12 protein-coding genes and 1 pseudogene are annotated in these 13,622 nt (G+C 56.2%); 6 read left to right on the top strand and 7 right to left on the bottom strand.

Going from position 1 to position 13,622, the window contains the following annotated elements; translation table 11 throughout:
* The first annotated feature begins 311 nt into the window (after nt 1-311).
* Together KHQ24_RS21575 and KHQ24_RS21570 are read left to right on the top strand one after the other, a co-directional pair.
* Complete coding sequence (locus KHQ24_RS21575) at nt 312-845, top strand: anti-virulence regulator CigR family protein (protein ID WP_048294989.1); 534 nt, start codon at nt 312-314, stop codon at nt 843-845.
* 118 nt (nt 846-963) lie between these two features.
* The gene (locus KHQ24_RS21570) at nt 964-1,452 is read left to right on the top strand and encodes a DinB family protein (protein ID WP_094334033.1); all 489 of its coding nucleotides are present in this window, start codon (nt 964-966) and stop codon (nt 1,450-1,452) included.
* A gap of 78 nt (nt 1,453-1,530) precedes the next feature.
* On the opposite strand, the gene KHQ24_RS21565 is transcribed toward KHQ24_RS21570, so the two are convergent.
* Together KHQ24_RS21565 and KHQ24_RS21560 are read right to left on the bottom strand one after the other, a co-directional pair.
* On the bottom strand, nt 1,531-1,902 hold the full coding sequence (locus KHQ24_RS21565; protein ID WP_017899547.1) for a cyclophilin-like fold protein: 372 nt from the start codon (nt 1,900-1,902) through the stop codon (nt 1,531-1,533).
* Between the two features lie 237 nt (nt 1,903-2,139).
* Nucleotides 2,140-3,066, bottom strand: coding sequence for a LysR family transcriptional regulator (locus KHQ24_RS21560; protein ID WP_017899548.1), 927 nt, complete (start codon nt 3,064-3,066; stop codon nt 2,140-2,142).
* 272 nt (nt 3,067-3,338) lie between these two features.
* Here KHQ24_RS21560 and KHQ24_RS21555 point away from each other — a divergent pair, with 272 nt between their 5' ends.
* The 3 genes from KHQ24_RS21555 to KHQ24_RS21545 all read left to right on the top strand — a co-directional run bounded on the left by KHQ24_RS21555 (nt 3,339) and on the right by KHQ24_RS21545 (nt 6,876).
* Nucleotides 3,339-4,370 (top strand): alpha/beta hydrolase, encoded by a 1,032-nt coding sequence (locus KHQ24_RS21555; protein ID WP_369707498.1) that lies wholly within the window; start codon nt 3,339-3,341, stop codon nt 4,368-4,370.
* Between the two features lie 61 nt (nt 4,371-4,431).
* Complete coding sequence (locus KHQ24_RS21550) at nt 4,432-5,580, top strand: iron-containing alcohol dehydrogenase (protein ID WP_049093728.1); 1,149 nt, start codon at nt 4,432-4,434, stop codon at nt 5,578-5,580.
* A 99-nt stretch (nt 5,581-5,679) separates the two neighbouring features.
* Nucleotides 5,680-6,876: an MFS transporter gene (locus KHQ24_RS21545; RefSeq protein ID WP_080841530.1), complete on the top strand. Its 1,197-nt coding sequence runs from the start codon at nt 5,680-5,682 to the stop codon at nt 6,874-6,876.
* Between the two features lie 936 nt (nt 6,877-7,812).
* Here the strand turns inward: KHQ24_RS21545 and KHQ24_RS24450 are convergent.
* From KHQ24_RS24450 to KHQ24_RS21535, 3 genes and pseudogenes are all read right to left on the bottom strand, one after another.
* A complete protein-coding gene (locus KHQ24_RS24450) occupies nt 7,813-7,950 on the bottom strand; it encodes a hypothetical protein (protein ID WP_229583961.1) in 138 nt (45 codons plus the stop codon).
* Between the two features lie 822 nt (nt 7,951-8,772).
* Nucleotides 8,773-8,886: pseudogene (locus KHQ24_RS24445) on the bottom strand (LuxR family transcriptional regulator); the annotation flags it as partial.
* 144 nt (nt 8,887-9,030) lie between these two features.
* Nucleotides 9,031-10,563, bottom strand: a complete 1,533-nt coding sequence (locus KHQ24_RS21535; protein WP_211777460.1) for an MFS transporter — start codon at nt 10,561-10,563, stop codon at nt 9,031-9,033.
* 116 nt (nt 10,564-10,679) lie between these two features.
* Between KHQ24_RS21535 and KHQ24_RS21530 the strand changes: the two genes are divergently transcribed.
* Nucleotides 10,680-11,597: a LysR family transcriptional regulator gene (locus KHQ24_RS21530; protein WP_017899554.1), complete on the top strand. Its 918-nt coding sequence runs from the start codon at nt 10,680-10,682 to the stop codon at nt 11,595-11,597.
* Nucleotides 11,598-11,670: 73 nt separating this feature from the next.
* On the opposite strand, the gene KHQ24_RS21525 is transcribed toward KHQ24_RS21530, so the two are convergent.
* Both KHQ24_RS21525 and KHQ24_RS21520 read right to left on the bottom strand, forming a co-directional pair.
* Nucleotides 11,671-12,660, bottom strand: a complete 990-nt coding sequence (locus KHQ24_RS21525; protein ID WP_023318462.1) for an isopenicillin N synthase family dioxygenase — start codon at nt 12,658-12,660, stop codon at nt 11,671-11,673.
* A 20-nt stretch (nt 12,661-12,680) separates the two neighbouring features.
* A partial coding sequence (locus KHQ24_RS21520) for an amidohydrolase family protein (RefSeq protein ID WP_040188933.1) occupies nt 12,681-13,622 on the bottom strand: 942 nt, incomplete at its 5' end.

Below are 13,622 nucleotides of genomic sequence, written 5' to 3'. Positions count from 1 at the left end.
CCAGGATTTACTATCCGCTCCGTCTTGTGAGACGCGTTATGAATGAAGCGTAATATTTTTGTTCATTTTTGCCCGATGGCTTCGGGCATTTTTTTGCGACACGCCCGGGAGCGATCCTGCCGGCGACAAATTTAGCGGGGCGCGGTCGCCCGTCTGTCAAAACGCAGCAATGGAATTGCTCGCCCGCGTCCCGCTATTCCTTAATGACCTTCCCGTGAAATCCCGGAAAAAAATAAGACTATATGAGATTGCCTGAGGCATAGCGTTATCTTATTTTTTAAGCGTGTACTCCACATTAAGGAAGCAAGATCATGCTTAAGCGTCGCACTATTAAAACAGCACTGGCGGCGGTTATTTCTCTCGCCGTCATGGCGGCACCGGCCTATGCCAACCCGGGTAACGGTAATGGCAATGGCAATGGCGGCGGTAATCACGGGAACAGTGGTAACCATGGCAATAGCGGCAATCATGGTAACAGCGGTAACAGCGGCGACCATGGTAATAAAGGACAAAATAAAGGTCAGTCCACCGCCGATCATGGCAACCGCAAAAACTACGGCAAGCCCGACCACGTCGACAGCGATATTAGCTTCTCACGGGCGCGCTCCCTGGCCGTGAACTACGGTCTGGTCGGCTATCAGGCGCTGCCTCCGGGTATCGCCAAAAATGTCGCCCGCGGCAAACCGCTCCCTCCGGGTATCGCGAAAAAGACCCTGCCAGCTTCTATGATTAACGATCTGCCCTATTATCCGGGCTATGAATGGAGGGCGGTCGGCGATGACCTGGTGCTGGTAGCGCTGAGCACTGCCATTGTCACCGCCGTGATTAACGGTGTGTTTGACTAACTCACCTGCTTATTGAAAAGCCTCGCCCCGGCGAGGCTTTTTTTGTGCCTTGCGCTGGCGAGTGACAACTCGCTGGCATCATCGCTAAGATAATGGCTCAACCAACCCGGGACCGACTATGGACAAAGACACTGTAGTGACGCTGTTGAAGTACAAGCGCTGGATTGACCTTGCCACCTTACAGGCGATCCGCACGATAGACGGAACAGTACATGGCGAAAAACGCCACCTGACCCTCAGGCTGATGAACCATATCCATGTCGTTGACATGATTTTCCGGGCGAATCTGCGCGGCAGGACGCACGGTTACACCGCGCTGAATACCCCCGAGACGCCAACCATTGATGCGCTGGAAACGGCAATGACCGCCTGTACGGACGAATACATTCACTACGTCAGCGCCATGACCCCCGCCGATTTCCACGAACGTATCGCCTTCAAATTTGTCGACGGCGGCGACGGCAATATGACCGCGATGGAGATGTTGAACCACATGCTCTTTCACGGCGCCTATCACCGCGGCGCGGTAGGCTGGATGATTGGCGAATGCGGCGGCGTGCCGCCGAAAGATGTGCTGACCGTTTTCCTGCGCGACCATCATTCCTGAATCTTATCCCGTGACGTTTCCCTCGGGGAACGTCCTCGTGGCGAATGATGCCGTTCTGTCCGTCGCCGTAACGGCTTGCTAATCGCTCCCGAGCGATGCTGCAGCGGCTAATTCGAATCGTGCCGGGTATGATGAAGGCTGCAGAGGTAATGCGTCAGGTTCATCCAGCCTCCCAAGAGGGATGAGCCCGTCAACGTAACCATGAGCCTGATAAAAAATGGCCAGATTGCCCCAGGGTAAAAAGACCATGATATCGCCCTTGCTGGCTGCTGACCCTACAGGCGAATCCGCCGTCGACAGCCGGGCGGGTAAATCGCCTATCTTTTCCTCTCCTGCATAGTCGCTGAGCTGCAACGTTAAAGGTAACAATCCAGCGAATTCGCGGCTGGCCTGACTACCGTTCAGGGTCGCGGTGAGCACGTTATCATTGATAGTAATCTTTAACTTCATCCTTCACTCCCTGCTAATGATTGAGGTCATTAAAAGTGATGCGCGGAACAGGTAAACCGCTTCCCGGCGGCGAGCATCTCCTTCTCACCCTGCCCCGCCAGGACTACCTTTACCCGGAGAGGCGTGCTATTAGCTGACGCTGATCGTCAGGCAGTTGGCTACCGCTGATATCCTGAAAAACCAGCGGCGGGAGCCATGCCCTGCCGGCACCACGGTTCGCGACGGGTCCGCAAGGGATCAGCCCGTTCTGATAGCGCGGCTGTCCGCTCCGGGATAGTCCCTCAGAATGTCGATAATCACTCGCAGCGCACTGGACACGTTCCGGTGCGGATAATAGATATGAAACCCAGGAAAGGTGTGACTGTAATTCTCCAGAACCGGTATCAGCCGACCGCTTGCCAGTTCGTCCTGCATCAGATCCGCCGCTTCATAGGCCAGCCCCACTCCCAGCGTCGCGGCTTTAATGACTGTGCCGGCATCGCTGAACACCCATCCTCCGGCGGGGTTATGTCGATATAACCGATCGCCATCATGCATCTCCCATCCCCATGGTGAACCGTCGGACATGCGGTAGCCAATACAGGGATACTTATCGAGTTCGCGGGGATGTGCGGGGATCCCATGCTGGCGAAGAAAATTGGGGCTACCGACAACCCGCATCGGCACATCGGGGCCAATACGCACGGAAACCATATCCTCGTTGACCATGCTGCCGTAGCGAACCCCGGCATCATATCGCTCCTTCACAATGTCAACAAAGGTATTATTTTCAATAAGCTCCAGCGCGATATCTGGGTATGCATCCCGTAACGACTGCAGTCGCGGTAGCAACACTTGCTCGATGGCCTGCCTGCTGCCGTTAATGCGCACGGTTCCTGCAGGTTTCTCCCGAAGCTGATTCAGCAGCATCCAGCCATTTTCCAGTTGACCGAACCCCTGATCGAGCGAACGCAGTAGTTTTTCCCCGGCCGAGGTGAGCGCGACCTTGCGGGTACTTCTCACCAGTAACTGCAGATTAATACTTTTCTCCAGCATGCTGATGCTGCGGCTGATACTCGACTGGGCAAGCCCCAGCCTGGCCGCGGCACGGGTAAATCCCCCCTCTTTAGCCACATGATAAAAAAGATAAAGATGATGCAAATCCTCACGACGAAAAATATCCACCCTGCCTCCTGCGTCTGGTCGGTCTCAAGGATTCTATTTATAACATGGACACATTAATGAAGTGCGGTTTTGCCTGCTAATCAGAACGGTTTTGGTTCTCTACTATAAGCGCCATCAACACTCACACCGAACGGGACATCCTGGCCTGTCCTTTACACCATTCAGGAGTATTTATGGCTACTTTTTCTCATCGAACGCTGCGCACGGGAATGATCGTTGGGATGGCGATGCTGTTTGGTTCCAATGCCGCCATCGCAGACCTGGCGCTGCCTATGAAAGGCGACACGGATGTTAAGCTCATTCAGATCTGGGATAAAACCTTTCCGCTGAGCAGCGCCGTCGACCATCAAAAAGTCACCTTTAAAAACCGCTACGGTATTACCCTTGTCGCCGATGTCTATGTGCCGAAAAATCACCCGGCCGGTAAGCTTCCTGCCCTGGCGGTCAGTGGGGCATTCGGTGCCGTAAAGGAGCAGTCATCCGGTCTCTATGCTCAGGAAATGGCCCGGCGTGGTTTTGTTACTCTGGCTTTTGATCCTTCCTATACCGGCGAGAGCAGCGGCGAACCGCGTAATATCGCCTCACCCGATATCAACACGGAAGATATCATGGCGGCCGTCGACTATCTGGGTCTGCTGGATATCGTTGACCGTCAACGCATTGGCCTGTTGGGCGTCTGCGGCTACGGCGGGCTGAACCTTAGCGCGGCGGCAATGGATAAACGTATCAAGGCTGTCGCCACCTCGGTGATGTATGATATGTCGCGCCTGTGGGGTAAAGGCTTCCAGGACAGCTATACCCCGGAACAGCGTAGCAAAGTGCTGGAAAACATGAGCCTGCAGCGCTGGAAAGACGCCGAGAATGGCGTGCCTGCTTATGAGAGCCACAATGTCAGCTTTGATAAAGCGGGTAACGTGGTCCGGGATAAAACTATCCTGCCAGCAACGCTGCAAGCGGATGCCGATCCCATTACTCGAGAATTCTTCGATTATTATCGCACCAGGCGTGGGTATAACCCGCGGTCGGTTAACTCCGCCGGGTCATGGTCAGTGACAACCCCAATGCCGTTTATGAATTTCGCGCAACTGGATCATATTAAGGAAATCTCGCCACGACCGGTACTGATTATTACCGGTGAGAAAGCGCATTCGCGTTACTTTGCGGAAACCGCCTACCAGCAAGCGGCTCAGCCTAAAGAACTGGTCATTGTTCCGGGCGCTAACCACGTGGACTTATATGACAACCAGAGTGGAAGAATTCCTTTTGATAAACTGGACCATTTCTTTAAAGCCACTCTGAAATAACTTTTTATTGATAACCATTTTAATACCTGTGTCGGAATTAAGCCGGCGCACAGGAGCGAATATGCATAATTTTAATTTTTATAATCCAACACGTATTGAATTCGGCATCGATAAAGAAGATACCCTTGCTGACCATATCGCCAAAGACGGTATTCATCATGTGCTGATTTGCTATGGCAGCCAGCGAATCAAAAATGAGGGTCTGTTCGAGAAGGTCACGCGCCGTCTCGTATCCCAGGGAATAAGCTGGTGTGAATTTGGCGGTATTATCAGCAACCCGGTCATTTCATCGGTCAGAAGCGCCGTTGAGATGGCGCGTAAGGAAAAGGTACAGGCGATTATCAGCATCGGTGGCGGCTCGGTTCTTGACAGCGCGAAAGCGATTGCTGCGGGAGTCGACTATCCAGGCGACGCCTGGGAATTGTTCACTGGCGACGGGGAATTAATCTCCGCCCTGCCGATATATGCCATTCTGACCCTCGCGGCCACCGGTAGCGAAATGAATCCGTATGCCGTGGTGGTTAACGAAGAAACAAAAGAAAAATTATCCATTGGTAACGATGCCACTCGTCCACGGGTGACGGTATTAAACCCGGCGTTGATGACGGGTGTTCCGAGGGAATACCTGGTCTACTCGGCAGCGGACATTATTTCGCATTTGATCGAGGTGTACTTTACGGCCACCGTACTGCCCAGGCTGCAGTCCAGACTAATTGAATCATTGATTAAAACCGTCATCGAAACGACGGATATACTGATTAACGATCCGCAAAATATTGCGGCACGCGGCGAATTTGCCTGGGCTTCGACGCTGGCGCAAAATGGGATAACCTTCTCCGGCGCCGCAGATTATAGTTATCCTAACCATGCGATTGAGCACTCGTTGTCTGCCCTGTTCGACGTGCCTCATGGCGCCGGGATGTCGGTGGTGATGCCTGCATGGATGAAATGGTACCAGTCCCAAAATAAAGCCCAGTTTAACCGCTTCGCCCGGGTAGTTTTTAACGTGGAAAGTGCGGAAGAAGGTATTGCTGCACTGGAATCCTGGTTTACGAAAATCGGCACGCCGGTGAGACTTTCCGAGGTGAATATTTCTGCCGAGGCATTACCTTCAATTATCGACAATGTTAAATCGCATATCCGGGCCTTTGGTATCGCCGAAACCTATTCGCCTGATGTTGTCGAAGTTATTTTGCATAATGCGCTTTAATGGCGAATACGAATGGGCTTCGGGAAGGTCCCTTTCATTCGCGATCAACCAATACAGAGTGACGCCTGCCGTAAACGTTAAGGTGTAATAAACCCTATTATGGATCTCAGAAAACATTCAGCTTATGATGATGATAAAAATCACTCCTCCAACTGGAGGGGGGTATTTTCCATCACGCTCTGCGTATTTACGCTAATTGCTTCAGAATTTATGCCGGTGAGTCTGCTCTCCCCCATCGCTATGGATTTGGAGATCACCGAAGGTACCGCGGGTCAGGGAATGACGATCTCAGGAATATGTGCTGTTTTAACCAGCCTGTGTATTCGCAGATTGGTAGGTAAAATGAACCGCAAATATTTGCTGTTACTCCTGACCGCGTTGATGGGAATTTCGGCTTTAATTGTAGCGATGGCGCCGAATTTCAGCATTTATATGCTAGGGCGCGCATTGATTGGTGTAGTCATTGGCGGCTTCTGGTCAATGTCTGTCGCCACGGCGGTCAGGCTGGTCCATATTAGTCAGGTTCCGCGCGCTCTGGCCGTTTTTAATGGCGGCAATGCGCTTGCCACCGTGGTGGCCGCACCGCTGGGTAGCTATCTGTCGTCAGTCACCAGCTGGCGTGGCGCCTTTCTGAGCCTGGTGCCCATCGCCGTGGTAACCTTTATCTGGCAATGGATAAGCCTTCCCTCAATGAAAGCGGGAGCGCACCAGGCCGCTAGCGGTTCCGGTCTGCGCAGACTACTGGGCGATCGTTCGGTGGCGATTGGCATGGGCGCGGCCGGTATTTTTTTTATGGGGCAATTTACCTTATTCACCTATATTCGCCCGTACCTCGAACTGATCGCTCAGGTCGATGCCAGGACCATCTCGCTACTATTATTAGCGATCGGTATTTCCGGACTCGCGGGGACTACGGCTATTGGACTGGTGATTAAAAAGCAGCTCTATAAAACGTTAATCATTATTCCGCTACTGATGGCCCTGATTGCGTTATTACTGATCCCGCTGGCGACAAACCTTGTTGCGGTGTCGATTCTGCTGGCCCTGTGGGGCGTACTCTCCACCGCAGCGCCGGTGGGGTGGTGGAGTTGGGTCGCCCATGCCAGCAAAGCGGATACCGAATCAGGCGGGGGACTGATGGTCGCCACAGTGCAGTTTTCTATTGCCCTTGGTGCAACGGTCGGCGGTATTATATTCGACCATCTGGGCTATGAGAGCACCTTTTGCCTGAGCGCCGGGATGCTGATCGTGGCCGCGCTGATGACGATCCAGACGGCGCGACGTTCTGCTGACTGATTACGCGCGATGTTTGCTGGCTCGGTTCCGGCTAACGTCGTCGACCATTCGATAGAGACGAAAAGCTCGATTGGATAGCCAGGCCAGAATATCTCTGGCCTGGCTATCCACGACTCAGGAAGTACACTGATGATGCCCTTCGTTGGCCCACTGATGAATGCCATCGGGTCCTTTTGGTGTAGAAGGTTTTGGACAAGCCACGGAAGTATAAGCGCTTCCCGCCCTTCCTTTTGTTATTGATTGGCGTGAATTCGCCCCCACGCCATCCATACACCCCGTACGGCAATCATTCGCATCAAACCACATCACGGTAACGGCAAAGCCACAGTGGTTAATCCAGAAGTCTGCCCGTGAATTCGACGTCGAATCACGGGTAAGGCAATTATCAGCCGGAGGATAGGATTTGACTGACGAAGAAACCGATGACGGCCCTTGCGAAGACGCCGTTCTCAGGGCGACGTTTTGAGGCGTTGTGACAGTCGCGACTGAACCGCCAGCAGCGGTTTGAATTGTAGATTGAGGCCGCGTACCTGATGAACTGTGGGCTGACTGAGTCACCGGTTGTTTATTCGCGACGCTGACGACCGTATTATATCCCGTTTGCGGGTCGCTGGTACCGCCGAGAGTAAATACGTCATAAAGCATGACAACGGGTAAGGTTGCGACATACCATGTCGCGACACCATAATGGCCTTTATCAATCTCCTTCCCGGTTTCATTTAGGGCTTTTTGCGTTGTGCAGGATATTAAAGCAGGGAATAAAATCGCGATGGCTATCACACGGAAGAAAAACATATTAACCACTCCCATCCAGCAGGAATTAGATATACGGACTGACCGCTCAGAGAGCGATTAAATCCTTCATTCGTTTTAGGAGGATTATAATGGCGGTAATAACAGATCCACTCATCCATATGAATGAGTGGATGAAATAAATCAGCCGTGAATCGCGCGAATGATCAGCAGTAGTTCTGCCTGATTACGGGTGTGGGTTTTCCGGTACAGGGCGCTAAGGTGGGTTCTGATGGTGGCGATAGATACGCCCAGATGTAAGGCGCACTCATCCGGCGTCATGCCCCGCACCAGCAGCTCCGCCACCGCATTTTCGGCAGGCTTGACGTTAAACAGTTCCATCAAGGCGCTGCCGGTGAGAAACGGCTCGGGAATAATCACGCAGGCCATCCCGGTCTGGCGGGCCGCCGGGATCACGAGGATTGGTTTCGGCTGACGCCCGGCGGTATAGCACACGCCTGCCCTCGGCGGCTCTGCCGTCCGGGTGGCCTGCTCGATAGTCCGTTTCAGTTTTTTGCTGTCGGTATCAAGGCACAGCGTATCGCCCCCGCTATACCAGGAGAGGCGGGCGTTGGCGCGCAGGTAGCGTTCGGCATGCGCGCTGGCGTAGAGAATTTTACCGCCATGATCCACCAGCCATACCGGGTAGATCCCGTTGTCCATCACCGCGCTCTGGTATTTTATGGTGTCTCGTAGCTGTTCAAATCGGGCGTGAAGCTGGCAGGCGGTTTTTAGCGCCGGGATCAAACGCCTGAACAGCTCAAACTGCGCCGGCTGCGGATAAGCCGCCGTATTGGCCGTCATCAGTGACAGATAGGTGGCATAGCCATTGAGGGTGCACAGCTTGACGCTGGTAAGATTATTCAGATCGTTGGGGTGATGAAACTCATTGTAATAGACGCTGCCGGCAATAAATTTATCGCCTAAATACTCGCGGTCCCGGTACATTTGTCCGACCGGTAACGCGGTCAATATTTTTTCGGCGGGATCGATGGCCAGAAACACGTCGCGATAGGCGGTGAAGACCTTCTCCTCCAACAGGAATGAATCGGTCAACAGATGCGCATTGCCTTTATCGTAGAACAGAAATGCCGCGTACTGATGGCCGGTGAGGAACGCCAGTTTCTGCAATGCCGATTTCCACAAATCGGGATCCAGGGTGGCCATCAGCACCGTTTCCAGGATCTCGATGTAAATCAGTTCCGGATCAATCGCCATACCGCCACCTGTGAGTCACTGTTTCCGCTGCCGGAGCGGCGCATGTGGCCGCCCTGATCAGCATAGTTCCGCCAGCGAAACAATGACAGTCCCGGTTCGCTAAGCAGACCGGGAAGCGTGACGCCACCGCGCTATCAAGGGGGTTCAGCATCCGCTGTCGCGGGTTTGGATAGCGCCCGCCTTCCGGCATAGCGTCCGCCAGACCATCAGGGCGCACAGCAGGGTGACGACCGCCAGCCCACTAAACAGTAGCGTATAAGCAGAGTCATAGCTCTCGCGCAGCGCCCGGAGGGAAAAGTCAGGCAAAAGCGCAGCCGCCTGCGGCATATTGCCGGCTCCCAGCCAGCCTGCGGCGCGGTGAATCACCTCGGGGGCATACCCGTGAACGCGACTCTGCAGGGTCAGGGTATTGCTTGCCGTTAATACCGCGGAGACTATCGCCAGGGCGATCCCCTCGCCGGCAACGCGAACGGTGTTGAACAGGCCTGCCGCCATACCGGCTTTCGCCACCGGCACAGCGGATATCGCCAGGCCGTCCATCAGCCCCCAGGGAAGCGCCGCCCCCGCCCCACAGAGGATCAGCGCCAGCACCAATTGCGAAAGATGGTTACTGTGAAAAGCATCGCCCAGCAACAGCAACCCGACGGAGGCCATCATCAGCCCTCCCGTGGATACCCGCCCCGGTGAAAACCAGCGGGTGAGCAGGGCCGCAACGGATGGGAAAATCAGCATCGGCGCGGTCAGCGCCATCAGATATAGCGCGCTCTGCGACTCACTCATCCCCTCTCCGCCCATAAAATGCAGTGGAACAACAATCAGCAGGACCACGTAGCAACAGCAGGTGGCGACAGGCAGCAACAGTACGCCGACAAAACGCGGATGGCGCAGCAGGGAGAGTTCCAGCACCGGGTTGCTCACCCTCTGGCAGCGCACGGCAAACGCCACGAACAGTCCCGCCGACGCGATGAACAAGGCCAGCGTGGTCAGCGATAAAAAGCCGCGGGCCGGAATGACCATAAGCGATGCAGTAAACAGCATCAGGGCCAGCGTAAACAGGGTTAAGCCGAGGTTGTCAGGTGTCCGCGGCTGGCTTTGTTCTGCCGCCGGCAGATACGCCAGACCGATAAGCAGAACCATCGCCGAGAGCAGCGCAAACAGGGCGTATACCCCGCGCCAACCCACCGCGTCGGTCATGAAGCCGATCAGCAGCGGGCCGAACGCCAGGCCGGCGCCGAACACCGTGCCCAGGATGCTGAATGCCCGCGTCCGCTGAGCGCCGTCATACAGCTGGGCCAGCGCCGCACTGCCGCTGGCTAAAATCATCGCCGCGGCCAGACCTTGCAGCGCCCTCAGCACGCCTGACAGGAAGAGATTGTGCGTCAGACAAAACAGCAGGCTGCTCAGGCAAAACAGCGCGGCGCCGGCGATAAAAATACGTTTTCTGTCGATGGCATCCGCCGTCACCCCTGCGGCCAGCAAAAAGCTGCCGAAAGTCAGCATAAAGCCATTGGTCAGCCACGACAGCGCAGCGGGAGAGCCGCCCAGCGACTGCTGTATCGCCGGGGTGGTCATGACGCCGCCGGTAAAACTTAACGGCAGCAGCAAGGCCGCCATAAAGACAGAAAGCGCGGCCAGGGCGCTGGCGTATCGGGAAGGTGTTCTGGCGGTGAGTAACATCGGGCGGCCCTCATCAGTCGGCAAGGAATGAATAAACTATCGCCATCCTATTGCGGATGTTCTTGCCGATAAATAGACTGAAAATATCTTCTTAAGAGACAAAAGGTTTATAATCGATGGACAGCCTCACTTCGCTGACGTCCTTTGTCCGCACCGCCGAAACGCTAAGCTTTGTTCAGGCCGCCAGGCTGCTGGGCATATCTGCCTCGGCGGTGGGTAAGAATGTCGCCCGGCTTGAGCATAAGCTGGGGGTCCGGCTGTTCAACCGCAGCACCAGAAACGTCAGCCTGACGGCGGAGGGGGCCGCGTTTCTGACCCGCTGCCAGAGTATCCTGGAGCAGATCCAGGAGGCCGAGTCTGAGCTGACCAGCAGTCTCTCACAGCCCACCGGTAAACTGAGGATTTCACTGCCTGTCATCGGCTACCGCCTGTTGCTCCCTGCCCTCACCGCCTTTAGCCGTCTTTATCCGCAGGTTGAACTGGATCTCGATTTTAGTGACCGGCTGGTCAATCTGATCGATGAAGGATTTGATGTCGCTATCCGCAGCGGCGAACTAGCGGACTCCCGCTTGATCGCCAGAAAGCTGGGGGGCTTTCGTTTTGTGCTCTGCGCCAGTCCGGCCTATCTGGCGGAATACGGCGTTCCCGGCTCGCCAGCGGAATTAGCGGCGCACAAGTGTATTTTTTTTCGCTTCCCCGCGACAGGGCTGATCCAGCCCTGGGAACTGCGCGATATGCGGCTGACGGGAGATTTCAGGGCCGCTGCCATTATGACAGTCAATAACATTGAGGCCGCCATTCGCTTAAGCGCGGCGGGGATGGGCATCGCTTATGTGCCTGATTTTGTCGTGCGCGAGGCCATCAACGAGGGACAACTGCAGGAGGTGTTGCCCGGCTGTTGCGTCAAGGATGGGCATTTCTCGGTCCTGTGGCCCGCCAGCCGCTACCTGTCACCGCGAATACGCTGTTTTATCGATTTTATGGCTGCGGCAGAGATACCCTTGTCACCCGTATCGGCAAGCCCTACCCCCTGAAAAGCTCAGCGCCGGATGTCCTGCCGCGCGGCCAGCGAAAGCCGGCGGCAGGTATACCATTCAAGAGCGCATCTTACCCTTTGGCAAAATTGGCCTGGATCCGCTGCTGCAGATAATCCTCGGCGCTGATGGGCGGGTACTTTCTCTGCGGTCCGAGGATCTCGACATCTTTATTGGCCTGGCAGAAAAACGCCAGGCTGTAGCGCGGCCCCTGATATTCGTGGGGCAGCGGGTTTCTCACCCGGTGGAAGTTAGACGGCAGCTGGTCGTCGCTCCATCGCATTAGCATATCGCCGATATTGCAGGTGATGACCTCTTCGCGCGGCTCAATGCTGGTCCACTGCTGGCTTTCGCGGTCTTTACCGGGACAAACCTGCAGGCCGCCCTGACCGGGGCGCTGGAACAGCAGCGTCAGACAGTCAAAATCGGTATGCGCGCCGGCCCGCCACATTCCCTGCTGCGACTGCTCGGTTGCATAGTAGTGCAGCATGCGCAAGGTGCTCTGATAGGTGTCACGCTGCGGATCGTGCGCGGTGGTGAAAAACGATTCCGGAAAACCAAGCTTTAACGCAAAGCAGGAGAGAATCTTCATCCCCAGCTGCCAGCACTGCGATTCAAACCCGAGCATCGTCTGCCGGAAGCCTGGCAGCTCCCGATCGCTGGGCCAGCGCCCATCCATCAGCGGACGGGTTATCTGATAGGACTCTTTTTGATCCGGCGTGCGGGTCGATGGCCGAACCTGCGCCTTGCTCTCCCAGCCGGCGTTGCCGGCCAGCGGATACTGGCGTTTCACCTCGTCGGGCAGGTTGAAAAACGCCTCGGTCGTGCTGAACGCCTGGCGGATCTCCGCCAGCGGAATACCATGGTGGCTGACCTGGAAGAAGCCGATCTCCACCGCCGCCTCCCACAGTTGTTCGGCAATATCATGTTTTCTTTCTGCAAAGTTCGACAGGTCGATACAGCGCACTTCGCGGGCGAAGGTCTCTTCGCCCTCGGCGCCCATCAGCGCCTCTTTTTCCAGTTCCTGTAAGGCATAGCGTTGATTCTGGGTGGTTGCGTTCATCGTCATTATCCTGTTATCAGTTAAACAGCGGCGCGCTGTTGGAGGGTACGGACGGCCGCCAGCGCGTCGTGGCGCATCGCGTCAAGGTCGAGACCGGGAATGGCGTCATCTTCCACGATGGGTCGGCCATTGAGCAGCAGCGCCTTCAGCGCGGCGCGCCCGCCGCAGGCCACCGGCCCAATGGCCATATCGTGCAGGCCGAAGTAGCGCGGATCGTCCAGCCGGTAAATGGCGAGGTCCGCCTGCATCCCGACCTGCAGAGTGCCGCTCTGCGCTAAGCCGAGGATCTGCGCCCCGCCGGCGCTGCCCCAGCGCACCACATCCTCCACCGTGGCCGCATCGGCCCCGCCCTCGAAGGTGCCTCCGGCGTAGCGCGGCTGCGCCAGCATCCCCTTGCGCGCGCGCTGCAGCAGCCATGCGGCGTGGGCTTCGCTTTGCATATCCGCCGCCTCATTGGAGGCAGCGCCATCCACCCCCAGCGAGACCGGGACCCCGGCCTGCTCCAGCGCCAGCAGATCGGCGATGCCGCTGCCCAGCCGACCGTTGCTTTGCGGGCAATGGGCGATGCCGGTTCCGGTGCGGCCCAGCAGGGCAATCTCCTCCGGCAGCAGCTTCACCAGATGGGCAAACCACACGTCATTTCCCAGCCAGTCATGCTCCGCGCAGAACTGCACCGGCGTCATAGCGAATTTCTGCCGCGCGGCGTCAAGATAATCGACGGTTTCCGATAAATGGCTGTGCAGCCGGATCCCCAGCTGGCGGGCCAGCTTCGCCATCTCCCGCAGCTGGGCGCCCGGCGCGGAGTGCAGGACGGTAGTGGGCGCCATCACCACCCGGCGCAGAGAATCGGGCCGGGGGTCGTGATAGCGGCTGACCAGCCGTTCGATATCCGCCATATAGCCGTCGAAGGTTTCCGGACGCAGCGCCACCGGCAGATCCTGTTCCACCGCCCGCCCCTGGGT

It is taken from the genome of Klebsiella sp. 54, assembly GCF_018223875.1.
Lineage (GTDB): Bacteria > Pseudomonadota > Gammaproteobacteria > Enterobacterales > Enterobacteriaceae > Klebsiella > Klebsiella quasipneumoniae.
This window is presented reverse-complemented; position numbering and strand designations above follow the sequence as displayed.